Annotated in this window: 9 protein-coding genes; 5 read left to right on the plus strand and 4 right to left on the minus strand. The window is 65.3% G+C overall.

What is annotated here, in order from left to right; genetic code table 11:
- Positions 1–53 precede the first annotated feature (53 nt).
- On the plus strand, positions 54–968 hold the full coding sequence (locus tag XH79_RS01520) for a polysaccharide deacetylase family protein (protein ID WP_271580378.1): 915 nt from the start codon (positions 54–56) through the stop codon (positions 966–968).
- A 124-nt stretch (positions 969–1,092) separates the two neighbouring features.
- The gene (locus XH79_RS01525) at positions 1,093–1,761 is read left to right on the plus strand and encodes an outer membrane protein (RefSeq protein ID WP_271580379.1); all 669 of its coding nucleotides are present in this window, start codon (positions 1,093–1,095) and stop codon (positions 1,759–1,761) included.
- 60 nt (positions 1,762–1,821) lie between these two features.
- On the opposite strand, the gene dusA is transcribed toward XH79_RS01525, so the two are convergent.
- From dusA to XH79_RS01540, 3 genes are all read right to left on the minus strand, one after another.
- Positions 1,822–2,817, minus strand: a complete 996-nt coding sequence (gene dusA, locus XH79_RS01530) for a tRNA dihydrouridine(20/20a) synthase DusA (RefSeq protein ID WP_271580380.1) — start codon at positions 2,815–2,817, stop codon at positions 1,822–1,824.
- Between the two features lie 308 nt (positions 2,818–3,125).
- Positions 3,126–3,941 (minus strand): sulfotransferase family protein, encoded by an 816-nt coding sequence (locus XH79_RS01535; RefSeq protein WP_271580381.1) that lies wholly within the window; start codon positions 3,939–3,941, stop codon positions 3,126–3,128.
- A gap of 30 nt (positions 3,942–3,971) precedes the next feature.
- A complete protein-coding gene (locus tag XH79_RS01540) occupies positions 3,972–21,380 on the minus strand; it encodes a beta strand repeat-containing protein (protein ID WP_271580382.1) in 17,409 nt (5,802 codons plus the stop codon).
- A 39-nt stretch (positions 21,381–21,419) separates the two neighbouring features.
- Between XH79_RS01540 and XH79_RS01545 the strand changes: the two genes are divergently transcribed.
- A complete protein-coding gene (locus XH79_RS01545) occupies positions 21,420–21,728 on the plus strand; it encodes a hypothetical protein (protein ID WP_271580383.1) in 309 nt (102 codons plus the stop codon).
- A 140-nt stretch (positions 21,729–21,868) separates the two neighbouring features.
- Here XH79_RS01545 and XH79_RS01550 read toward each other — a convergent pair whose 3' ends face one another.
- Positions 21,869–22,732 carry a hypothetical protein gene (locus XH79_RS01550; protein ID WP_271580384.1) on the minus strand — a complete coding sequence of 288 codons (864 nt, stop codon included), beginning with the start codon at positions 22,730–22,732 and terminating at the stop codon, positions 21,869–21,871.
- A 268-nt stretch (positions 22,733–23,000) separates the two neighbouring features.
- Here XH79_RS01550 and cysD point away from each other — a divergent pair, with 268 nt between their 5' ends.
- Together cysD and cysN are read left to right on the plus strand one after the other, a co-directional pair.
- Positions 23,001–23,939 (plus strand): sulfate adenylyltransferase subunit CysD, encoded by a 939-nt coding sequence (gene cysD, locus XH79_RS01555; protein WP_212338687.1) that lies wholly within the window; start codon positions 23,001–23,003, stop codon positions 23,937–23,939.
- Positions 23,939–25,810, plus strand: coding sequence for a sulfate adenylyltransferase subunit CysN (gene cysN, locus XH79_RS01560; protein ID WP_271580385.1), 1,872 nt, complete (start codon positions 23,939–23,941; stop codon positions 25,808–25,810). The genes cysD and cysN overlap by 1 nt, the downstream gene beginning before the upstream one ends.
- The last annotated feature ends 8 nt before the right edge of the window (positions 25,811–25,818 follow it).

A 25,818-nucleotide genomic window follows, 5' to 3' on the forward strand; every position in this document is an offset into this window, starting at 1 on the left:
AAACCGCTGCCGCCGCACGCTTGCGCAGGAGGCGGAGTCCGGAGACGACACGCATGATCGCCAATCCCGTCCGCTGGCCCGACGGCGCCAAGTGCGCCTGCTGCTTGACCTTCGACATGGATGCCGACAGCCTGATCCATGTCGAGCATCCCGGTGACGGCAATCAGCGCGTCTCGGGCATCTCCATGCTGCGCTATGGCCCCACCGTCGCGGTGCCGCGCATCGTCGAGACCTATCGGCAGCTCGGCATCAGGCAGACCTTCTTCGTTCCGGCCTGGTGCATCGAGCAATATCCCGCCGCCATCGAGGCGATGCTCGCCGGCGGCCACGAGATCGGGCATCACAGCTACATCCACGAGAACCCGCTCGACCAGACGCCGGACGCGGAATCCCATTGGCTCGACCTCGGCATCGACATCATCCGCAAGGCGACGGGACAGTCGCCGCGTGGCTGGCGGGCGCCCCTGTACAATTTCTCGCACCGCTCGCTGGACCTGCTGCTGGCGCGCGGCTTCACCTACGATGCTTCGCTGATGGGCGATGACGTGCCCTATGTCATCAAGAGCAGGGCGAACGGCGGCGAGCTGATCGAGCTGCCGACGCATTGGGGCCTCGATGACTGGCCGCAATATGTCCAATCCTTCGACCTCGACTACTTCATGCCCATACGCAGCCCCAGTAACGGCTTTGCGGCATTCCTCGAGGAGTTCCAGGCGGCCTACACCTATGGCGGGTTGTGGATACCCACGCTGCACCCGTTCGCGACGGGACGGCTCGCGCGCTGGCATGTGTTCGCCGGCTTCCTCGAGCGGATGGTCGCGCAAGGCGACGTCTGGTTCGCGCCGATGGAAGAGATCGCCGCGCATGTCCGGCGCGAGATCGACGAGGGACATTACCTGCCCCGCGTTGAGCTTCTTCCGCAATATGCCGAACCGGTCGGCCGGATCTTTCCACAACGCCAGCGGTAGATCGCGGGTGTGGCATTTCCGCTATTTACAAACCGCCTGGTCGGTTTATAACGATGACATTCCCGGATCGGGGTTGGACAAGCGCTGCTTCCCGCCGGAAGCGGCCAAGTGGGAGATGTGACCAATGACTGCCAGAGCCGCCTTACGTCGCCTGATGCGCGCCCTGCCCTTTGCCGCGACGATCGCCGCGGGCAGTGCCAGCGCTGCCGACCTTTCGCCGCGCTATGCGGCGCCCTCTTCCGCCTACACGGCACCGCAGCCGGTCTATTCGTGGACGGGCCTCTATGCGGGCCTCAACGCCGGCTACGCCGAGAGCGGCGACGATGCCTTCACCAACCTCGTCGGCGTGAGCGGCGGCAAGGTCAAGGGCGCCTTCGGTGGCGTGCAGATCGGCTACAACTATCAGCTCTCGCCGATGTTCGTGGTCGGCATCGAGAACGACTTCGAGGGTGGAGACATCAAGAACCACGACGCCCTCAACAGCGCCGCCGTGAGCATTCCCTGGTTCATGACCGGCCGGGCCCGCGCCGGCATCGCCACGATGGATTCACGGCTGTTGTTCTTCGGGACCGCGGGTCTTGCCGCGGGCGAATTGAAGGACGGCCCCATCAACAAGATGAAAATGGGCTGGACCGCGGGCGGCGGCGTCGAGTGGGCGTTCCTGCCGAAATGGTCGGCCAAGGCCGAGTATCTCTACACCGAGTTCAAGCACGACGATCTGCCGGACTGGAACGCTGCGAAATTCCACACGTTCCGCGTTGGCGTGAACTATCATTTCGACCTGTTCCGCTGATTGCGGATCGACGACGGGGCCGGATCTTGCGATCCGGCTCCTTATTCATGATGGGCGCTGTTAAGCAGCCGCCTCCGCCGGCACGCGCGCACCGACGCGCGCGATCGCATCGCGCAGCACGCCGAGACCTGCGCCCGGCTTGACACCCTGCTCGGCGAGATGCCGGCGGAACGCACGTGCGCCGGGAACCGCGTGGAAGGCGCCGACGAAATGCCGCGTGATGGCGTGCAGCCGCGTGCCGCGCGCGAGTTGCTCCTCGATGTAGGGCATCATCGCCTCGAATGCGTCCTGCATTGTCGCATGCGGCGCAGCCTCGCCGAAGATCTCGGCATCGACAGAGAGCAGCCGCCACGGCTCCTGATAGGCGGCCCGACCGAGCATCACACCGTCGACATGTTCGAGATGCGTTTTCGCCTCGTCGATGCCCGGGACGCCGCCATTGATGATGATAGGCACGTCCGGCATCGCACGCTTGAGACGATAGACGCGATCATAATCAAGCGGCGGGATGTCGCGGTTCTCCTTCGGCGACAATCCATTGAGCCAGGCTTTTCGAGCATGCACGATCAGCGCGTCGCAGCCGGATGCAGCCACCGCACGCGCGAGCGTATCGAGCGCCATTTCAGGATCCTGATCATCGATGCCGATGCGGCACTTCACCGTGACAGGAACGGCAACCGCACGCTTCATCGCATCGACGCACCGCGCCACGAGCTCCGGCTCCGCCATCAGGCAGGCGCCGAAGCGGCCGTCCTTCACGCGGTCGGACGGACAACCGACATTGAGATTGATCTCGTCATAGCCAAACTCCTCGCCGATCCGCGCCGCCAGCGCGAGCTCGCGCGGATCCGAGCCGCCGAGCTGAAGCGCCACCGGGTGCTCGATCGCATCGAACCCGAGCAGCCGGTCCCGGTCGCCGTGGATGACGGCGCCGGTCGTCAGCATCTCCGTATAGAGAAGCGCCCGTCGGGTGAGGTGACGGTGGAACACCCGGCAATGCCGGTCGGTCCAATCCATCATGGGCGCTGTGGAAAATCTCCAGCGTAAATCATTCATCTAATTGATATATTACATCTCCAATCGATCCTGCAAGGGACGAACCAAACTGAGAAATCCGGCACACCGTCCTTGCACTGCCGCGCTATGTGCCGGCACACGTTTTCGCAACGCTCTGGCCTATCGCGTTGCGAGCAGGATTCGTGTTCTCTCGTCTTGGAAGTACTGAATCAGAAAACGTCGGTATCCACAGGGGGCAAAGCGCAATCGCAGGTACCGTCGCCACGCGAAAGGCTTGAAAGTCGGCGTGGCGCATCGGCGGCGCCCTTCACCCCCGAGAAACCTGATCCGAGGTATTCGTACCTGCCCTAGATCACCTTCACCTGGTTCGGGTTGCGCGCGGGGTCGCCCCAGAACGCATCGTTCTCGTATTTGCGCCAGAGATCGCCCGGCAGCACGGTTTTGCGACCCGGGGATTCCACGCGCTTGCCGACCTTGTGCAGACCCGGCGTACCGATCCTGCGGTCGAACTCTTCGGCGTCGAACTCGATGTTCTGGAAATCATGCGCCAACGGCTTCTCGCCGATGAACTCGTAGACCGCCGCGATCGCCCGTTCCGGCTGGCTGGTCAGCGTCTCATAGGTCAGCGCCAGCAGGCACGCGGTCTGCTCGCCGCAAAAAGCTTCGCGTAGCGCATTCCAGGCAAAGCCGACCATGCCGTTGGGGGCCGCCAACCCTTCGACACGCGAATACACCGTGCCGCCCGGCTCGAAATTGAAGATGCCCGACGGCTGATACTTGTTCTTGCGAATGAGCCGTTCGACCGAATCCAGGATCCAGGGAATGTGGCGCACGCAGCAGATCACCTTGGCGCGCGGAAACAGCTCGGTGATCAGCGGCAACCGCGCGCACCAATTGCGGTTGGTGTCGAACACCACATGTCCCTTCGGCAGGTCGGCGTAGTAGGTCGAGAAGATCGCCTTGACGAGCTCCCGGCGCTGCTCGTCGGTGATGAAAATCGCGGTCTCGTTGCTCATGCTCATGCTGCGCAGCATGCCGTCGACCAGCGAGCCAACCGGTCCGGTCATCCCGGCGCGAAAGCGCGGGTTCTGCCGCAATATGGCCGACAGCAGCGTCGAGCCCGCGCGCGGAAGTCCAGAGATGAAATGGATATCGCCTTGCATGATCCTGCAAACCTGACCGGAGATTCGTGACTAGACTACCAGAAAATCCCGCTGCTGCAGCAGGTTCGGGCTGATACCGTTCAGCGTGACCGAGTGAAGGGCATCGAGCGCGATTACGGTATCGGCCGGGTTGCCGGCGTTGTGGGGATCGGCCGTGATCGCAGCCAGCGCTGCCGCCGCGTCCGCATAGACGGACTGGCTGAGCTGCAGAACGTCATGCGCCACGTCGAAATTGCTTATAGTCGCTGTGGCCGCCACCTGCGAATTGGACTGGAACACGTATGTATCGTTCGTACCCGAGGCCGTGAGCGCGGCGTTGGCCCCCTGCACCGTGACCGTGTGCGATCCGTCATTGTTGGTGACGTCCTGCGCGACCACGGCGCCATTTGCGTCATAGCTGACCAGAGACTTGGCGTAAGGCGGATTGGCGCCGAGATTGAAACTGGCGACCGTCTCATTGGCCGTCGACGGCGTCAGCAGCGTGTTCAGATGCGCATCATCCGTCGGCGTCGTGTTCTGGAATTCGATTTCCAGCGGGCCTGAGCCGACGCCCTGCACCAGGATATGCGCTGTACCGCCAGTGACGGTGACAGCGATGTCGGTGTCGTGGCCGCCGTTGACGGTCGAGACCGTCACCGCATTGGGATCGACGCCTTCGATATGGATGCGGTCGTGCTCGCCGCTGCCGGTTGCCCACGAGAAGTCGGTAATCTTGTCGGTCACGCCAGCGGCAAGATCTGTTCCACGGAAGAAGAACACGTCGTCGCCCGTCCCGCCGGTGAGACTATGCGCGCCGCTACCGTAATGGATCACGTCGCTGCCCGAGCGATCCGGGCCGGCGGTGACGGTCGTGGTGTTTGCCGCAGAATCGTAGACGAAATGGAAATCCGACAGCGTCGCGATATCCTCGCCGGTCACCGCAAGGCTGATCGATCCGGTGGCGCCGCTCAACACCAGCACCCCATTGCTGTAGCTCTCGCTGGTGGCATGGAAGCCATCAACGACGATCTGGTCACGCGTGCCGAAATGCTCGATCGCGTTGACGGGCGCGTTGGCCGCGCTGAATTCCAGTGCGGCATGGCCCGCCGCAGAGAAGTCGATCGCGCCGGACCCTGCCGCACCGTGCGCGGTCAAATCGAGCGTGCCGTTCTCGATCGTGACGCCGCCGGTGAAGGTGTTCGTTGCCCCCAGCACCAGCGTTCCCTCGCCATCGAGCAGCAGACGTCCCGCGCCGGTCTGGCCGCTGGCATCATGCGAGCCGATCATGTCGGCGATCACGTCGCTGATCGTGATGATGTGCGTCGCATCCGGCGCAAAGGTGATGGTCTGGTTGCCCTGAAGGAAGATGCCGCTGCCGAATGCCGAGCCTGCATGGGCGCCGGTCCAGGTCACGGCGGTGCCGCCAGTCACGCCGCCGTTCCGCTCGCTGCCGGAGCCGGCGAAGATGAGCGTGCCGCCCTGCTGCACGAAGATCGCGCCGCCGGCGCCGAGACCACCGCCGCCATAGGCGCCCGTGCCTCCGGCGCCGCCGCCAAAGCCGCCCGCACTGCCATAGCCGCCACCACCGCCGCCGCCGCCGAAACCACCGGCGCCGCCGCCATGCTGGCCGGCGCCGCCGCCGCCACCGAAGCCGCCGGCGCCGCCATATCCACCGATGAAGGACGGCCAGATAAAACCGCCGCCGCCGCCACCGCCGCCGAAGCCGCCCGCACCGCCCGTGGCGATCGTGCTGCTGCCATTGACGGTGCCGACACCGCCCCCGATGCCACCGCCGCTGCCCGGGTTGCCGTATCCAGAAAAGCCGAAATAGCCCGCGCTGGTGTAGAATCCGATACCCAGACCGCCGCCGCCGCCCTGTGCACCGCCAAGATAGGCCGGGTTCGTGCCGACGACCTGTCCGCCACCTGTGGCCGCGCCCACTGCGATGCCGGCACCAGCGCCTGTTCCTGTGTAATAGGGCCGCGGATGGCTGGCGCCGGATGCATGAATGCCAATTCCGCCACCGCCCTGGAAACCGCCGGCACCGCCGAGTCCGCCGCCGCCGCCATAAAGCCCAACACCCATGTAACCGAACGCGCCGGTGCTGTTGCCGCCGATTGCCTTGTCGTTGGCGAAATTGACGTTGGACAGCGTCACCGTGCCTGCCGATGCGATGAACAGGCCGCCGCCGAGGCCGGCGCCGCCGCCGCCACCGAAATTGCTGTCGCCGCCCTTCGCCACGGCATTGATGATTCCGAGATCGTCGATCTCGACGCTGCCGGCGTAGACGAACAGACCCGGGAGGCCGTGAGCGTCGAGCACATGGCCATGGCCGGCGATGGTGAGCGAGGCGCCCGGCGGAAGATTGAAGGCCGGCAACTGATCAGCGAGCTGCAGATCACCGACGACGTCGAACGTGTAGTGCGCGCCGTTCTGTGCGCTCGCGCCGGAGACGTCGATCGCCGCGATCGCCTTGGCGAGATCGGCCGCCGAGGTGATGGTCCAGGTGTTCGCAACTGGTGTGACCGTGACGTTCGAGCCGGCCGAGGCCGGTCCCGTGATGCCGTCGATGGTCGTCGCAGTGACCGTAATGCTGTGCGCGCCGCCGCTGACCGACTGGAACTCGCTATAGATGTCGAAATGACCTGATACATCGACCGCGCCGGTGCCGATCACCGTGGTGCCATTGTCGGCATAGAGCTTGATGATGGTGCCGGCCTCGCCGCTGCCCTTCACCTCGACGCGCCCGACCGCGTCGGACACCGAGAGCACGGACGCGACGGCGGGCGCGGCAGGCGCCACGCTGGCATCGAACGCGGCCCCAGGGCTGGCGTGACCGAGGCTGTCGGTCTGGATGACCGTGACGTGCTGGAGGCCGGGGCCGAGCAGCGCGCCCGCAGCCGGGTCGGTCGTCACGTCGAAATGACCTGATGCGTCGACCGTGCCGGTGCCGATCACGGTGTTGCCGAGCATCAGCGTGATCGTGTCGCCCGGCTGGCCCGAACCCTGGAGCTCGATGACACCGTGATCCGCGGCGACCCCGACCTGGCTGATGCCGGTGACCGGAGCCGGATCGACATACATCGCAAAGCCGGTCGACGGCGCGCTGACGTCGGCGCCGGCCGCATCGGTGGCGGTCAGCGTATGATTGCCGTTCGCGAGCGCCACCGTGGTCGTGATGGTGAAGGTGCCGTCGGCTGCCACGATACCTGTGCCGATCGCGGTTGTGCCACCATCGGCATAGAGCGTGATGGTCTCGCCGACATGCTGGCCGGTGCCCTTGACGATGAAATCGTGGCTGGCATCGATCTGTGTCGCGACCAGCGGCGCCACCGAGGTGATGACGGGCGCCTTCGGCGTCACGTCGATCGCAACGCCCGCCGAGACGGGGCTCGTCAGATTGCTGCTATTGGTCTCGGTCGTGGTGATGACGTGGTGACCGCCGGGCGCATCGACGCTGAAATCGAAATGCCCGGTCTGATCGACCACACCCGAGCCCAGCAGCGTCGTGCCGTCGGCATAGACCTTGACGGTCTCTCCCGCCTCGCCGGTGCCTTGAATTTCGATCGTCTGCGGCGCCGTCGCGATGACGGCCGAGATCACCGGCGCAGTCGGCAGGACGGTGACGTTGAACGCGGTGGAGAGCGTGCTGGTCAGGCCGTCGGCGTCCGCTGCCGTCGCCCGCAAGGAATGGACGCCCTCGGCGAACGTGGCGGTGGTGACGATATCGAAAACGCCGGCGCCATTGGCGACGCCTGATCCGACCACCGTGCTACCCTCATAGAGCGTGACGGTGCTGCCCGCCAGCGCATTGCCCTTGATCTCGACGGTGCCCCCGTTGACGCTCTGCCCGACGATCGAGGTGATCACGGGTGCCTGCGGATCGACGTGGAACGTGAAGGGGAGCGCCTGGTCGCTTATCAGGTTTGCGGAATCCTGCGCCAATGCGAGCAGCGTATAGTTGCCGTGGCCGATCGGCTGGGTCGCCGTGAAATCGAAATGGCCCGTGGCATCGGCCCTGCCGGAGCCGATGTACTGATCGCCGGACTGGTTGCGGACCCAGATGTTGATCGTGATGTTGGGATCGGCGCTGCCTGCCACCTCGATCCTGGCACCGTCGAGCGGCTGCCCGACCACCGCGATCACCGGGGCTTTCGGATGGACGTCGAAGGCGAGCACGCCCGACGGCGGGCTGACGAGGCCTTGCGCGTTTGTCTCGGTCACATTGAGCGTGTAGTGGCCGTCAGGCAGGTTCGGCGTGACGAAGTCGTAATTGCCGCTACCGTCCGTTGCCGTGGTGTATGTCAGGGAGCTGCCGCCGGGCCCGCTGAGATGCAGCGTGACCGTCTGGTTCGGCTCGCCGCTGCCCTGCAGATGCACGCCGACATTGGTGGCCAGCGTCGTCTGTCCGGGCGCCAGCGCGATCGACGGGGCGCTCGGCAGCACGTCCACGATGAGCGAGGTCGTGATCGGGGCTTGGCCGGCGACCGTCTGCGTTGCCGTAACATGATACTCGCCATCGGCAAGCGCCGAGGTCGAGAACGTGAAACCTCCGGAGCCATCCGGCGTAGCGGTACCGACCTGATTGCCGTCGATGAAGATCTGGACGGTGCTGCCCGGCGCCCCGCTGCCGCTGAGCACGACCTGGTTGCCGTTCAGCGGCTGGCCGACGAGCGTGATGTTCGGCGCGATGATCCCGGTCAGCGCGATGCCGCCGTTGTAGGCCGTCACGTTGAACTGGGTGGTCGAGTAATTGAAGCTCGGGTCGAGATGAAGCTGGGCGCTGTGCGTGCCGTCGCTGATCGTGAGCACATTGCCGGCGCCGAGCGTCGCAGTCGCGCCGGCGGCAAAGCCGGCCAGCTTGATCGTGTCGCCGGGGAGGAAGCCGTCGATCTCGTTGAGCGGCGTGGCGCCCTGATCGATGATCAGGGTCGCCTGCGCACCCGACTGGAAGGTGATCGCGCCGCTCCCGGCCGCACCGGCTGCGGCCAGCTCGACCGTGCCGTGCTCGGCGAGTCGAACACCGCCGGTCACGGTCTCCGTAACGGCGATCGTGAGCACGCCATAGCCGGCCGCGCCGAAGTAGCCGGCGCCGCTGAAGCCACTCGAAGTGACGGTGTAGGTGGCCGAACCCGACACGGTCAGGGAGTCGTTGATGAGCGAAGCAGGCAGCGTCAGCGCGCTGCTGCCGGTGATGTCGATGATCGTTGCTGCGATCGCGTCCAGCACGACCGTGCCGGCGCCGTCGATATGGAGCGTGCCGGTCATGTTGCCGGCGATCGAATCGGAAATATGGATCGTCTGCCCGAGCGAGGGAGCCAGCGTGACATTGCTCGATGCGGTGAAGAGGCCCGCGCCGATGCCAGCGCCGTTGGCGCCGGCGTTCCCACCCGCGCCGCCGAGGCCGCCCTGCACCGCGTTGCCGGCAACGGATGTGCTGCCGCCAATGGTCAGCGAGCCGCCGGAGGCGACGAAGATGCCGCCGCCAAGGCCGGCGCCGCCGCCACCGCCGCCGCCGTGCTCCCTGTTGTTGCTGTCAGATCCGGCTCTGCCGCCGGCGCCTGCGCCGTAGCCGCCGGAGCCGCCCGGATATTGAAACTGTAACTGCCAGGGACCATATCCGCCGCCGCCGCCGCCACCCAGGCCGCCGCCGCCGCCGAAGCCGCCGCCCGACGTGTTCCAGTTGCCGCCATCGCCGCCCGTCTTGATTCCGGTCAACCCACCATTGGTGGCGCCGCCACCGCCGCCCCGGGATCCGAAATTGGAGTAAAGCCCTTGGCCAGCGCCGCCATTGCCACCGACGGCCTGATTGCTCAGCACGTTGACGTTGGTCAGCGTCGCCGAGCCGCCACTGCCGATGTAAAACGCACCGCCCGCGCCGAGACCACCGCCGCCGCCGCCGCCAGCCGCCGCCGCGTGGCCGAGATTGGTGATGCCGGCATAGCCGTCCTGACCGCGCTCGACCATGTGCTGCATGGTGACGTTATCAAAGGTGACGACGCCGGACTGAACGGTGAAGCCGCCATAGAGGTTGCCGCCGTCGATGGTGTGGCCGTTGCCTTCGAAGGTCAGCGTGTCTCCGGCCGCGATCGTCAGGAACGGCAGCACCGCGCTCAGGTTCAGGTCCGCGGTGAGATTGATCACGTAGTTGACGGGCAGACCCGAGATCGGATTCCCGTCGATGGTCTGGATCGCGGTGACGAGTTCGGCCGCCGTCGAGACGTTGTAGACCGGCTTGATCGTCAGCGTGCCGGTGCCGGTGTGGGTGATGGCCTGCTGGCCGTGGAATTCGCCCTGCAACAGCACATTGCCCGCCCCCGACACGTTGATGGCGGTGGCCGTGATGTCGTTGAGCACGGTGACATTGCCGGAGCCGGAAATGTTGAGGACGCCGGTTCCGATGCCCTGCGTCAGCACGACGATGCCGGACGCGTAGATGTTGAAGGTGCCTTGCGTGCCGGCGACGAACTGATCGATGGTGAGTGTTTGTCCGGCGTTGGACGTCAGGCCGATGGTGCCGCCGTAGTTGAAGATATCGTTGCCGATGCCCTGGCCCGCCGTCCCGCTGGTACCCCATAGGCTGCCGCCGCCGGCGCCGCCCGTTGCACCATTGTTGGAGAAGGTCCAGTCGGTGATATTCAGTGCACCGCCGGAAGCGACGAAGACCGCGCCACCGAGGCCCGCGCCGCCGCCACCACCGCCGCCGCCGCCTCCGCCACCAGAGGTTCCAGTGCCGCCCATGCCGGCGCCGTAGCCGCCGGCGCCGCCACCGCCGGGCGGAAAGGATGTGACCGGACTACGCCCGCCACCGCCACCGCCACCGCCACCGCCGAAATCGCCGCCGCCTCCGTTGGCGGTGAAATGACCACCCGCCCCGCCATAGCCGAATCCCAGCTGGCCCGGGCTCGATGCGCCTCCCGTCGTAACGCCCTGGTCGCCATTCGGCACGCTCGGTGCGTAGATGCCGCCCTGACCGCCATGTCCGCCGAAGACATGATTGTCGGTGAAAGCGACATCGGTCAGTGTCGCCGAGCTGCCGGCACCTATGAACAGCGCGCCGCCCGCACCGAGTCCGCCACCGCCGCCGCCATACTTCGACGCAGTTCCCGGTGACGACCCGTCACCGCCGTGCCGGACGAAGTCGGCGACGGTCAGATGATCGATCGTCACGTCGCCGGATCGCAGGACGAAGCCGGAATAGGTGGCGGCGCCGTCGATCTCATGGCCGAGGCCATGGATCGTCAGCGTGTCGCCGCTGGCGAGATTGATGTCGGGCAGCGCGCCGTCCAGCGTGAAGCTTCCGACGATGTCGATCTCGTAGTTCTGGTTGGTGGCGGAGAACACACCGCCGACGCTGATCTCGTTGATCGCACGGACGAGCTGCGCCGCGGTCGACACACGGTAGACCGGCGCCTCGTTGAGGATGACCTCGGTGCCGCCGGCACCATCGGACACCAGCACGAATCCGTGCGGCGCGATATTCTGCTGGGCTGGATCGAAGTGGATGGTCGCAACCGGCGCGCCACCGGGGCCCGTCAGCGTCAGCACGTTGTTGACGAAGCTGCCGATGCCCGTCGCGTTGATCGTCGCAAGATCGATCGTGTCGCCGACGCCGAAACCGTGCACGACGGCGCTCGGCATCGCGCCTGTGACGGACAGGGTCTGCATCCCCGTGCCGAAATTGATCGATTGAAGGCCAGACAGCCCACCGTTGAAGGCGGCGACATTGTCGCCGTCGCCGAGATCCAGTGAGCCACCGAGCGAGACCGAGGCGGTGAAGGTGACGGTGATGATCTGGGCCCCGAACGCGAGATCACCGTTCCCGGTGAACGCATTGCCGAACGTGCCGGAATGGGCAATGACGAGGTCGCCATTGTCGACGACCGCTCCGCTGCCGAGCGTGCCCTGCCCGCCAAGCGTGAGCTTGGCGCCCGCATCGATCGTGGTGCCGCCGACATAGGAATTGGCGCCGTCGAACTCGACGGTGCCCGGTCCCTTGATCTCGATCGAGACACTGCCGCCGTTGCCGCCCTGGTCGGCAATCCCGTCGGCAATCGTGATCGCATTGCCGGACGTCGGCGCGAGAACGATCGACTGATTGCCCTGGAAGAAGATGCCACTGCCGAGCCCCTGGCCAGCGCCGGGCATATCGTACAACTGATGAGCAGCCTGGATCGCGCCCGCAGCGCCGCCGGCGACGGAGCCGCCGGACAGCGAGCCGCTCTCGAGGATCAGGGTGCCGCCTTCCTGGACGAAGACCCCGCCGCCGGCGCCAAGGCCGCCGCCGCCGACGTCGCCGATCCGCGACTGGAATGTCCCGTCGGCAAGATAAGCGAGCGCGACGCCGCCATTGCCGGCGCCGAATCCGCCGAGGCCATCGTGACCGCGGAGCCCGCCGCCACCACCGCCGCCGCCGAAGCCGCCATTGCCGCCGGCACTGTTGGCGCCGCCGCCATAGGAGTCATTGCTGTTGTAGCCGCCACCGGCACCGCCGCCGCCGCCGAAGCCGCCCTGTGCACCGGGGCTTCCGGCTTTCAGGTTAGCGAGAAAGGCGCCGCCGCCGCCGCCACCACCGCCAAAGGCGCCGGAGGCCGGGGACGATCCGCGATACGACGTCGCTCCTGCGCCGCCTCCGCCCGGAAGATTCGACAGGCCGAGCCCGCCGCCGGCGCCACCCGCATAGCCCCAGCCGGTCAAGCTCTGGTAGTGATTGAGATGGTACACCCCGGTCGTGGAGCCGGCGGCTCCATCGATGCCCATGCCGCCGCCGCCGGCGCCGCCCTGAAATATCCGGCCGGCCGGGTTGACGCCACCACCGTCGCCGCCATGGGCCGCGTTGTCGAGGAAGGTCACGTTGGCGATCGTCGCCGACGCGCCGGCCGCGACGAACAGGCCGCCGCCAAGTCCGGCGCCGCCGCCACCACCGCCGATGCCGCCATCGCCGCCTTGCGCCAGCGTGTGCGCGATCGTGAGATTCTGGATTCTCACATTGCCGGCGTATTCGAAGAAGCCGCGATGGGCGCCGGCGCCGTCGAGCTTGAAACCTGCGCCATCGATCAGCAGCGAGCTGCCGGTGTCGAGATTGATGGCCGCGAGCTGCGTCGAGGCCGCGAGCGAGGCCAGCGAAATGTCGCTGGCAAAGTGGATCGTATAGGCGACGTTCTTCGCGTAGGACGTGCCGCCTTGGCTGATCGCGGTGAGCGCCGCGCTGAGCTCTGCGGCGGAGCTGACGTTGAAGGTGGTCTGGATGGCGACGACCTTGGTGCCGCCCTGACCGTCGCTCGTCACGCCGAACGGGCCCAGCGTCTGCGCCGGATCGAAATGCAACGTCGCGACAACGGCGCCGCCGGCGTCCTTCAACGTCACGACGTTGCCGGCATCGACGGAAGCCGTGGTCGCCACCACCGACCGGAGGTCGATGACGTCGCCATTGGCAAAGCCCGTGATGGTCTGGGTCGGCACGCCGTGCTCGAACACGGCCGTCCCGCCCGACGTCCCGAAATTGATCGTGCCGCTGCCGGTGATCGATCCGGCGAAATCTGCGTTCGCGGCATTGATGGTGACGGTGCCGTTGTTGACCACCGTGCCCTGGAAGATCGCGGACGCGTTGATGTTCAGCGCGCCGTTGTCGGTGACGGTGTTCGCAAAGGTCGTCGCCGCATTGACGTTCAGCGCGCCGCTGTCGATGACCGTGCTCGCGAATGTCGTAACAGCATTGACGTTGAGCACGCCGCTGTCGGTGACCGCGCCGGCAAAGGTCGTTGCCGCGTTGACGTTGAGGACACCGCCGTCGCTGACCGTGCTGGCAAACGTCGTTGCAGCGTTGACGTTCAGGGTGCCGTTGTCGGTGACCGCGCCCGTTCCCAGCCCGCCGGCCGCCTCGATGTTGAGCGTGGCGCCGGCGTCGACGGTGGTCGTGCCGACATAGCTGTTCGCCGCGGCGAAATGTACGATGCCGCTACCGGAGATCTCGACATTGCCGGTGCCGCCATTGCCATGCTGATCGGCGATGACGTCGGAGATCGTGAGATCATCGCCGGAGGCCGGCGCGAAGGTGACCGTCTGGTTGCCCTGGATGAAGATGCCGGAGCCGAGCGCCTGGCCGCCTTGCGCAGCCGTGCCGATGGTCCCAGCGGCGCCGCCAGCGACGGTTCCTCCCGACAGCGAGCCGCCGCCGACGATGAGATGTCCACCTTCCTGGACGAAGATGTCACCGCCGGCGCCAAGACCGCCGCCGCCAACCCCAAGCAGACCGGAGCTGCCATGGCCGCCACCGGCGCCGCCGCCATAGCCGCCGGCGCCGCCAAAATATCCGCCGCCTCCGCCACCACCGAACCCGCCGGCGCCGCCGGTGGTGTGCAGTCCGGCCGAGCCGCTCGCCCCGCCGCCACCGCCGCCGCCGAAGCCGCCATTGCCGCCATTCGTGCCCAGCCGCGAGATTTGGGACGTATCGATGGCGTTCATGTAGCTGTAGAAGCCGCCACCGCCGCCACCGCCGAACCCACCGGTTGCAGCCGGCGTGTAGTTGGTGAAGCTTCCGCCGGTCCACGCGCCGCCGGCGCCGCCATGCGCAAGCCCAGCTTGGCCGGGAATGTTGAGTCCGACGCCGCCGCCGGCCGTACCGTCGAACGCCGTTGCGACGTAGGTGGAATGGCCTTGCGGCCCTCGTGTCGCGTCGTGCTGATATTGTCCGGTGTTGGCGCTGGCGGACGATCCCATGCCGCCGCCGCCGGCGCCCCTGTTCGCGCCACCGTCGAGGCTGCCGCCGTTGCCGCCGACCGCCCTGTCGCCGCTGAAGCTGACGTCGCTGATCGACACCGTCGCGCCCGCCGCCACGAACAGGCCGCCGCCCAATCCGGCGCCACCGCCGCCGCCCTGCGTGCCTCCGGCGCCGCCCTGCGCCAGCGTGTGGTTGATGGCGAGATTGTCGATCGCGACATTGCCGCCGTAAACGAACAGGCCGCGATAGACGTTGCCGCCATCCAGCGTATGCCCGCCGCCATGGATGATGAGCGAGCTGCCGCTGGCCAGATTGATCGCCGTCAGGTTGGTGCCCAGCGAGGCAACCGAAATGTCGGCCGCGAGCTCGATCGAATAGCTGCTGTTGACAGCGGCCGCCGAGCCGCCCTGGCTGACCGCGAGCAGCGCCGCATTGAGCTCGGCCGCATTATGGACGGTGTAGACGTTGGCCGGCCTGATCACCGTGCCGGTGCCTGAGGCATCCGTCGTAGACACGAAGCCGTAGGTCGCGCCGCTGAAATGCAGAGTGGCGGTGTTGGTGCCGTCGGTCACCGTCAGGATGCCGGTCGCCGCATCGAACGATTGCGAGAACTGCGCGGAGTTGTGGTTGATCCCGGCGAGGTCGATCGTATCGGTCGCGCCGCTGAAGCCGGTGATGGTGCCGGCGAAGCTGGCGGGATGATCGATCTTCAGCGTTCCCGACGTACCGCTGAACGTGATCGTCTGCCCGGCGCCGACATTGCCGCCGAACTCGACCGTTCCGTTGTCGTCGACGATCACGGCACCCGACCCGGTGACGTTGCCGGCCACCAGCAGCGTGCCGCCGCTCTCCGCCTTCAGCGTGCCCGAATTGGTGACGCTGCCGGCGAGATCGAGCGTGCCGGCCTTGGCATCGATCGTTCCGGTGTTGGTGAGCGCGGTCGAGATCGCCGTGGTGCCGCCGCCGGTTTTTTCATAGCTGCCGGCGACATTGACCGTACCGGTGCCCGCGCTGGAGGCAATGTTGAAAGCCGTGCCGCTGGCGGACGCATCGGTGAAGGTGACGCCGGCGTCGATCTTGAGCACCGCGCCGTTGTTGAGTTGCAGCGTATCGCCGGAAAACGCCCCGCTCTGCGCGGAGCCGTGCAGTTCCAGCGTTCTGCCGTCGAGCGTGAACGTCTGGTTGTTGGCATTGAAGAACGTCGCAAGTCCGTTGACGACCGTCGCGCCGCTGCCGCTCTCGGTGCCGCCGGTGAACGTCGCCCCGTTGGCGTCGGTCAGCGTGCCGGTGCCGGACAGCGTGCCGCCCGACTGGCTCAGGCTGTGGATGGTCTCTGAGACGGCGCCGAGATCGACATTGCTGGTGATGACGAAGTCGCTGTTGACGGCGACATTGACGGTCATTCCCGCCGTGGTCAGGCTGCCGTCGGTCGCAGTGACCGTAAAGCTCGCGGCGGGATTCTGGGTCCCGTCGTTGACGAAGATCACCTGGCCCGCCGCGAGCTGGGCCTGAGTGAAGCTGGTGATCGCGACGCCAGGCGCGCTCGACAGCGCCACATAACCGTGAACGGTGCTGCTGACATTGAACGTCAGCTGGCTCGCCGTATTGTCGATATCAGCAGCGCTGAGGTCGGCGGTGGTGATCACCGTCGACGTCCCCTGCAGCAGCGAGGCCGCCGCGTCGCCGGAGAGCACCGGCGCATCGTCGGTGCCGGCAATCGTGATGGTGATGACCTGCGTGCTGCCGGCCGTCGTGGTGACGGTGAAGGTGTCGGTAAGAGCGGCGCCGGCATTCAGCGCCTGGACCGTGGCATTGCTGTTGTTGAGCGTGTAGGTCCACACTCCACCTGACGTCAGGACGTACGTCCCATAGCCGCCGGTGCTGGCCGTCGCGGAAGCAACCGCGACAAAAGCCCCCGTGGCGGTCGTCAGCGTGCCGGTGGTGACCGGCGTTCCCGGCGTGCCGTTGTTGACGCCGCCCGCCTCGGTGACCGCGCCGGTGATTGCACCGGTCACCGCGGCCGTATCGTGAGCGCCATTGATGGTGATCGTCACCACCTGCGCGGTGCCATCGATGGTGGTCACCGTGAACGTGTCGGTCAGAACAGCGCCGACATCGAGCGCCTGCACCGTCGGATTGTTGTCGTCGAGCGTGTAGGTCCACACACCGCCCGAGGTCATCGTGTAGGTGCCATAGCCGCCGGCGCTCGCCGCCGGCGTGCCGACCGCGGTGAACGTATTGGCCGGATTGTCGACGTCGCTGTCGGTCAGCGTGCCCGTTGCGACCGGCGTTCCCGGCGTGCCGTTGTTGATGCCGCCCGCCTCGATCACCGCGCCGCTTGTGGTGCCCGACACCACCGCCGCGTCATTGGCGCCGTTGATGGTGATCGTCACCACCTGCGCGGTGCCGTCGATGGTCGTCACGGTGAACGTGTCGGTCAGCGTTGCGCCGGCGTTGAGCGCCTGCACCGCGGAGTTGCCGTTGTCGAGCGTATACGTCCACACGCCCCCCGACGTCATCGTGTAGGTGCCGTAACCGCCGGCGCTCGCCGTTGCCGTGCTGACCGCGGTAAAGGTGTTGGCCGGATTGTCGACGTCGCTGTCCGTCAGCGTGCCCGTTGCGATCGCTGTTCCCGGCGTGCCGTTGTTGAGCCCGCCCGCCTCAGTCGCCGCGCCGCTGCCGGTGCCCGACACCACCGCCGCGTCATTGGCGCCGTTGATGGTGATGGTCACCACCTGCGCCGTACCATCGATGGTCGTCACCGTGAACGTGTCGGTCAACGTTGCGCCGGCGTTGAGCGCTTGCACCGCGCTGTTGCCGTCATCGAGATGATAGGTCCATGCCCCGCCCGAGGTCATGGTGTAGGTGCCGTAGCCGCCGGCGCTCGCCGTGGGCGTCGCGACCGCGGTAAAGGTGTTGGCCGGGTTGTCGATGTCGGAGTCCGTCAGCGTGCCAGTCACGCTCGGCGTGCCCACGACCGCGTTGCCGACGCCACCCGCTTCGATCACCAAACCCGCGCTCGTGCCCGACACGACCGCAGAATCATTGGTGCCAAGGATCTTGACGGTGACGGACGAGGTCGTGCCGTCCCAGCTCGTCACGGCGAAAGTGTCGGTGTAGGTCTGCCCGGCGACGAACCCGTCATGTGCCGAACTTGCGACATAGCTCCAGGCGCCGTTCGTACCGACCGTGAAGATGCCGTATTGCCCGGGCGTACTCGCCTGCGCAACGAAGGTTTCGGGACTGTCGACGTCGTGGATCGTCAGCGTGCCGTTCGTCGACAGCACTGAATCGGTCTCGCTCAGGTTGACTGAATCGGCCGAGAGCACCGCGGCATCGTTGGCGCCGTTGATGGTGATCGTGACCACCTGCGCGGTGCCGTCGATGGTCGTCACCGTGAACGTGTCGGTCAGCGCGCCGCCGGCATTGAGCGCCTGAACCGCGCTGTTGCTGTCGTCGAGATTGTAGGTCCAGACGCCGCCCGACGTCATGGTGAAGGTGCCGTAACCGTGGTCACTCGCCGCGGCCGTCCCGACCGCAGTGAAGGTGTTGGCGGGATTGTCGACGTCGGCGTCCGTCAGAGTGCCGGTCGCGCTTGGCGTCCCCGCCAAAGCGTTGGCGACGCCGCCCGCTTCGGTCACCGAGCCGGCGCTGGTGCCCGAGATCACGGCTGGGTCGTTAACCGGCTGCACGACGATATCGACGGTAGCCACGTTGGAATCGGCGAGGCCGTCATTGACCTTGTAGGTGAAGCTGTCGGTGCCGTTATAGTCGGCGACGGGCGCGTAGGTGAATGAGCCGTCGGCATTCAGCGTCAGCGTGCCGTGGGCCGGACCGTTGACGAGGATCGAGTGAAGCGCATCGCCATCGGGGTCGCTCGCGCCGGCAAGCACACCCGCGCCCGGCACCACCAGCACATGGTCTTCGTCGGTCGTGTAGCTGTGCGCGATGGCCAACGGCGCGTCGTTGGCGCCGTTGATGGTGATCGTGACATATTGCGTGGCGCTGGTCGCGGTGCCGTCGCCGACCACGACCGCGTAGGTCAGCGTGAGCGCCTGGCCCTGCTTCAGGAAATCGAGGTCTGCCGCAGCCGGCTGGTAGGTCCAGCCGAACGTCGTGGCGGCGCCCGTCGATAGGTGACCAGTGGAGTCGATCGCAAAGGCGGCATTGTCGGTGAGCGCCAGCGCGCCGGCCGGCAGATTGAAGGCGTGCCCGTCGAGGCTCACCACCGGCGCGCCGACCACTGAAGCCGTCAGCGTGTCGCCGACGTCGCGGTCGCTGGCCGAGATCGAGCCCGCCAGCGAAATGACCTGCGCATGGGCATCGGCCGCCTCGTTGGCCGCCGCGGTGTCGCCCGTCACCACGGGCTCGTCGTTGGTGCCGGCGATGGTGATGGTCAGGGTCTGCTGGTTGCTGGTGATGAGTCCGTCGCTGACTTCGACCGTGTAGGTCAGGACGAGGCTCTGCCCCTCCCGCAGGAAATCCAGGTTGGCCGCGGACGCATCATAGGTCCAGCCGACACCGGCAGTGCCGCCGTTGGAGCTGCCCGCATGAAATGACAGTGCGTTGTTGATCAGCGACGCCGCCCCTGCCGGCAGGGCGAAGGCGTGGCCGTCGAGGGTCACCACGGGCGGACCGGCGATCGAAGCCGTCAGCGTATCGCCGATGTCGGGATCGGTCACCGGCAGGGTGCCCGTCAGCGTGATGTGCTGCGCGGCGGCGTCAGCGGCTTCCCTGGTGCCTTCAGATGCAGCGGCCAGCACGGGCGCATCCTCGTCGCCGGTGATCGTGATGGCGACGTTCCGGCTTGCCAGCCCGCCATGACCATCACTGACGGTCACGGCATAGGTTTCCGTGACGGTCTGCCCGGCCCGCAGGAACTGGACGTCCGCGTTGTCGACGAGATATTGCCACGTCGCCTGCCCGCCGAGGCCATTGACGGTGTCGGCAGACAGATGCGCGCTCATGGTCCCGAGCGCCAGCCCGCCCGCGCGGGTCGAGCTGTCGAAGGTGGCCGAAACGACATGCGCGTCCGCCAGATCGACGTCGGTGAACGCGATCGCACCGTCGGCATGCAGCCGCCCCTGGGCATCGAGCGCCGTATCCTCCCGCACCGCACCGGTTGTCTGCGCAGCGCCGATGACCGGCGCATCGTCGACCGCACCGACCGTCAGCTCGCGCGTGGCGACGGTCGTGTCCTGCCCGCCATGCGCGCTGCCGTCCGGGTCCTGCACCGTCACGGTCAGCGTGCGGGTCAACGGCGAGGGATTGTCGCTCGTGTCGGTGTAGAAGACCGCTCGCAACGCGGCCGCAAAATCCGCAACCGACGGCTGCTGGCCGGCCTTCGCCGTGAGCGTCAGCGTGCCGGTGGCCGCATCGAACCTGCCCTCGATCAGCGTGGTGTTCGTAAACGACAGGATGTCTTCGCCCGGCTGATAGTTGCCGGTGATACGGACCGTCGCCTGCAGCAAAGTATGGCTGTCCGGATCGGACAGCGTCAGCGCCGGCGCAATCGCGACTGGCGTTTGCTCGAGCGCAACCAATGGCGCCGATCCGGAATTGAAAGATAGCGACGGCGGATCATTGACCGGAGGCGTCGGGATCGATGCAATTCCGGGACCGGCTCCGCCATTACCACCTCCGGGCATATGGGGGGCGACGTCCGCACCGGCGCCGACCGGCGGGCCGTGGCCGGAAGCTCCATCAGGCAGAGACGATGGCGCGCCGCCTCCCGGATCGTACGAGACAGGTGGAGGAGACGACGAACCGTGCGTACCGGCACCGTTCCGCGAGTCGCTGCCATGGCGGTCCGCAAGGTTCTTGATCTGCAGAATGTTGTTCAACGCATCCAGCTCGTCTGCCCGATCGGCGTCCGTCTTTACCTGCTCGCTGGTTGCTATCTGAGCTGGACCGGTCGGCTTCAGCTCCAGCTTGCCGCCTTCGCTGCTGATGATTGCAATGGCATTGCCGTTCCGATCGTAGGCGGTCGCCTGATGCTGCCCGTCGCTCTGACGAAAGATCGACAGCGTGACCGATCCATCGTCCGGGGAGATCTCGCCGCCACCGGCCGAGCCCGCAATCCTTGCCGAACCGATCGGCGTTCCAATCCGCATCTCGCCCGACTTGGCAATCTTGCCGGACGCGAAACTGAACGATCCCTGGAGGAGATCGACGACTTCCAGATTGGCGCTGCCATGCGGGTCGAATCTGAACTCACTCAGTACGAGGCGCGAACCATGCCCGATCTGGAACGCGCTGCCGTCGTTGAAAACCAGGCCAGCCGCGCCCCCGCTGTCGGTCTGGACCACGTCTCCCTTGAGCAGCACATCGCCGTTGTTGAGCGCCACCACGACGCCGTTGCGCAGGACCGTCACCTGGCCTTCGATCCGTACCGCGTGTCCGATCACCTGCATCGCCGGCGGCGGTGCGTCCTTGGCGGCGTCCTGTCCGGGAGCAACTGGCCCGGCCAACACAGCGACGATTTCGCCGCTCAGCCTGGCACCATCCAGCGACCGCACCGCGTGCAGGTTTTCCGATTTGAAATAGCCGGCAACTACGTGGCTCTTTCCGTCTGAGCCCGTCAGCATCAAGTCGTCGCCGGCGCGCTTCAATTCCGCGTTGACGAGATGCGTATGCGTATCCTGAATCGCCGCGGCAGACGCGTCCGACGCGCCCTCGGCCGAAAGCTCTTGCGAAATAGAGAGCGACAAATATCGATCACTGCCGACATGCAGCATCATTCATTCCATCTGAAAACGGTAGCGCAAACGAGGCGGAAGATGACCGCCGAAACACATCCGACCAACGCTGTTGTCGCGCTCTCCATCTACCGACCGATGAGAGCAATCCTCCTCACCAATGCCATTCTCATTCAGCGCAGCCCGGAAGCGACGATTCCTCAGCGGACCCATTGGTACGGTGTCGAGCTGCCGAAGGCTGCGAACCAGCGTTCACACGCGCCCATTTTCATCAATTGTGCTTACCCGCCCGGCGCGCATAAAATCCGAAAATGCGTTTACCTAGATCGCGACATGCTCTCATTCCGCGCACGAAAATCTGCTGCGAAATCAATGCCCGCAGCGCCATGAACCACTGCGGCACTTTCCGCAGCGGGCCCAACATGTGCGGTAAAGATCGAGACCGGCCGGAAAGGTCGACCACCAAAAATGGTCAGGCGACAGCGGATTGATCAATGCTGCCGATCATCGGTCCAACGATGTCGTTGACTTCATCGATGCGACACGAAACAGGCGTCGAAGGCCGCGTCGATGATCGCGAGCTTGACGGCCTGCGCCTTGTGATATTCGCGGCGGAAGCCTTTCGAGACCCAGAGCCGGGACTTGCCGCGCGCTCCGACCCAGCCAACGCTTCCCATGGACTCCGCCTCGGCGAGCTTGCGGCCCAGTTGTGTCCGCGACAATTTCAGCCGCTGCGCCAGAGCGGAGACCGACGTCACGTCGGTCGTGATACGATCGAGGCTGGCGTCCTCTTCCTCACAGCCGACGATCAGGCGATCCATCAACACGCCCCCCTCGTCGACCCAGGTGAACAGCTTGAACGTCGGTTCGGGTTCGCGAACCATGTGAGACCCGAGCAAGCCGTCGGCAATCAGCGGCTGCATGCGCTGAACGACCTCTGGTCGGGCGGCCAATGTCGCCGAACGGCTTCCGCCATCAAGGCCATCCAGCGTTGCCAGATGCAGCAGATGCCATTGATACAGCGCATCAAGCGCTGCAGGTCCCGGCTCCACCGGGCGATGACGCTTGCCCTCGCTTCCCGCAACATGGCGCACGATGCCGTATTTCAACATCTCCTTGACGAAGGCAGCCGCAGTGTTCCGGCTTGCGATCTGGTGATGCTCGACAAGATCGAGCACACGTGCGGTCAACACTCCGGAGCCAGGGCCGGCCACGGCAACATCTCGGAAGAACTGCGCTACCGCCGCGTGCGCCATCAGCCAGCGTTGCTGCGTTGCAAACAACGATCCCATCCGCGGATCGGCAGCGTTGAGAAGCAAGAGCGCCCAGGCTTGTCCGCGCACGCGGGATTCAAGCGCGGGATTCAGAAAAATGTCGTCCGCATTCAATGCCATCGGGTCTCTTTAATTCAAAGTGTGCCGCTGAACGCCGCGACCGCTCGCTTCACCGGCACCTTGAAGTCGCATCAGCCACTACCGCGTTCAGAATGCAAGGCAACAAGGCCCACGCATTTACTATCGCACCAAGATCAAGAATTCGTCGGCGCCGGCTTCCCAGCGGCCGGACGACATAGCTCCGCGCGCCGTAGACATCAACTATCGCTGCCGCTTTGGCATGAAGTATGTTGGCATTCCCAATGAGATTCCCCTGAAGGCGCCTGCAATGAATTTCGTCGCATCAACCACTGACGGGACGCAGCGCGGGCTTCCGAAGCACCTCAAGAGTCTGGAAGCTCAATCAATCGAGATCATGCGCGAAGTTATCGCCGAATTCAGACGCCCGGTGATGCTCTATTCGATTGGCAAGGACTCCAGCGTCATGCTGCATTTGGCGCTCAAGGCGTTCTACCCCGCAAAGCTCCCGTTTCCGCTATTGCACGTCGATACGACATGGAAGTTTCGCGAGATGATCTCGTTTCGCGACGAGACAGCGCGTCGGCTCGGCATCGAGCTGCTCATCTACATCAATCAGGATGGTCTAGGCCGTGGCATCTCGCCGATTACATCGGGCTCGTCGATCCACACTCAGGTGATGAAGACCCACGCGCTCAAACAGGCGCTCGACCTCTATGGCTTCGATGCCGCTTTTGGCGGCGCTCGCAGGGACGAAGAGAAGAGCCGGGCCAAGGAGCGGATCTTCTCCTTTCGCTCGCGCGGACATGTCTGGGACCCCCGCAACCAGCGCCCAGAATTGTGGAACCTGTACAACACCCGTGTCGGACCAGGCGAAACCGTTCGCGTTTTCCCGCTCTCGAACTGGACCGAACTGGATGTCTGGCACTACATCCATCTGGAAAACATTCCCGTGGTGCCGCTTTATTTCGCCAAACACCGCCCGGTCGTGGCGCGCGGCGGCTCCTGGATCATGGTCGATGACGAGAGACTGCCCCTCAATGCGGACGAGCAGCCGGAATCGCGGCAAGTTCGATTTCGGACGCTGGGTTGCTATCCCCTGACCGGTGCGATCGATTCCAGCGCCACAACGCTGGAAGATATCATCTCGGAAATGAGATCGACGCGGCTCTCGGAGCGGCAGGGGCGCCTGATAGACAGCGACGAACCCGCATCAATGGAGCGAAAGAAGCGCGAAGGCTACTTTTGATGGACAGCCGCGAACTTCCCGTCGAAGCGCAGAGCAAGGACCTGCTTCGTTTCCTCACCTGTGGATCGGTGGATGACGGAAAGTCCACGCTGATCGGCCGCCTCCTGCATGACTCCAAGCTGATCTTTGAAGATCAACTATCCGTGTTGGCGACGGAGTCGAAGCGCCACGGCACCACCGGAGACGACATCGACCTTGCACTCCTCATGGATGGGCTCGAAGCCGAACGGGAGCAAGGCATCACGATCGACGTTGCACATCGTTTCTTCAGCACACCCCGACGTTCTTTCATTGTCGCCGACACGCCCGGCCACGAGCAGTACACGCGGAATATGGCCACCGGGGCATCGACAGCCGATCTCGCCATTCTCCTGATCGATGCGCGCAAAGGTGTTTTGCCTCAGACCAGACGACACTCCCTGATTTGTTCGCTGCTCGGCATACGTCATGTTGTCCTGGCCGTGAACAAGATCGATCTGATCTCCTATCAAAGCGAGATTTTCTCTCGCATTGTCGATGAATACAGAGGCTTCGCCGCGGAACTCGGCTTTTCGTCGATCGCACCGATTCCAATCTCGGCCCGACATGGCGACAACGTCACGAAGGTGTCGGACAACACGCCCTGGTTTCGCGGGCCAAGCCTGCTCGACTATCTCGAAACCATCGATGTGAGTGGCGACACGATCGAACGTCCGTTCCGCTTTCCGGTGCAATGGGTCAACCGACCCCATCTTGATTTCAGAGGTTACGCCGGCACGGTAGCATCCGGGACAATCAATGCCGGCGATCCCATCGCCGTCGCGAATTCCGGCAGGCTCTCGAGGGTGAAGGAACTCCTGACCGCGGAAGGCGCTCAGACCTCCGCCCAGGCCGGTGACGCGATCACGATCACGCTCGCAGACGAGCTGGACATCGCCCGCGGCGATCTCCTGATCAGTCCGGATTCTCCTCCCGAGGTATCGGACCAGTTTGCGGCACATGTCATCTGGATGAGCGACCAGCAACTCATGCCTGGCCGCTCCTATCTGGCCCGCATCGGCACCCGGACGACGCCTGTTACGGTCACCGGGATCAAGTACAAGATCGACGTCAACACCCGCGAGCACCTTGCCGCTCGCACGCTCGGCCTCAACGATATCGCGTTCTGCAATCTGTCGACGGGCACACCCGTCGCGTTCGACCCGTACGGGCAGAACCGCAAGACTGGATCATTTATCGTCATCGACCGCTTGACCAATCATACGCTTGGCGCGGGGATGATCGCGTTTGGCCTGCAGCGTGCCACCAATGTCCCCTGGCAGGCCACGCTGGTAGGAAAGTCGGAGCGCGCTGCGCAAAAGCACCAGAAGCCAGCCATCGTATGGCTCACCGGCCTGTCGGGTGCCGGCAAGTCGACGATTGCCAACATCGTTGAACGCCGGCTTCACGCCGGCGGCCATCACACGATGATGCTGGACGGCGACAATCTGCGCCATGGCCTCAGCCGGGACCTCGGTTTCACGGAGGCGGACCGCGTTGAGAATATCCGTCGTGCCGGAGAGACAGCAAAACTACTGGTGGATGCAGGCCTGATCGTGCTGTGCTCGTTCATTTCTCCCTATCGCGCCGAGCGAGACATGGTGCGCCGACTGGTGTCCGATGGAGAGTTCATTGAGGTATTCGTCGATACACCTATCGACGAATGTGCACGGCGGGATCCAAAGGGTCTCTACGCCAAGGCAAAGGCCGGCAAGATCAGGAATTTTACCGGCTTCGATGCCCCGTACGAACCGCCGGAGACTCCCGAAATACACCTGCAAACGATTGGTCAGCAGCCCGAGCAATTGGCGGACCAGATCGTGAAGAAGTTGGCCGCACTCGGAATCGTATGAACGAAGCG

Source organism: Bradyrhizobium sp. CCBAU 45389 (assembly GCF_028128625.1).
Lineage (GTDB): Bacteria > Pseudomonadota > Alphaproteobacteria > Rhizobiales > Xanthobacteraceae > Bradyrhizobium > Bradyrhizobium liaoningense_B.

Bases quoted from the DNA above. Each gene is read 5' to 3' on its own strand.
- XH79_RS01520 (WP_271580378.1), top strand. From the start codon at position 54: ATGATCGCCAATCCCGTCCGCTGGCCCGACGGCGCCAAGTGCGCCTGC.
- XH79_RS01525 (WP_271580379.1), top strand. From the start codon at position 1,093: ATGACTGCCAGAGCCGCCTTACGTCGCCTGATGCGCGCCCTGCCCTTT.
- dusA (WP_271580380.1), bottom strand. From the start codon at position 2,817: ATGAATGATTTACGCTGGAGATTTTCCACAGCGCCCATGATGGATTGG.
- XH79_RS01535 (WP_271580381.1), bottom strand. From the start codon at position 3,941: ATGCAAGGCGATATCCATTTCATCTCTGGACTTCCGCGCGCGGGCTCG.
- XH79_RS01540 (WP_271580382.1), bottom strand. From the start codon at position 21,380: ATGATGCTGCATGTCGGCAGTGATCGATATTTGTCGCTCTCTATTTCG.
- XH79_RS01545 (WP_271580383.1), top strand. From the start codon at position 21,420: ATGACCGCCGAAACACATCCGACCAACGCTGTTGTCGCGCTCTCCATC.
- XH79_RS01550 (WP_271580384.1), bottom strand. From the start codon at position 22,732: ATGGCATTGAATGCGGACGACATTTTTCTGAATCCCGCGCTTGAATCC.
- cysD (WP_212338687.1), top strand. From the start codon at position 23,001: ATGAATTTCGTCGCATCAACCACTGACGGGACGCAGCGCGGGCTTCCG.
- cysN (WP_271580385.1), top strand. From the start codon at position 23,939: ATGGACAGCCGCGAACTTCCCGTCGAAGCGCAGAGCAAGGACCTGCTT.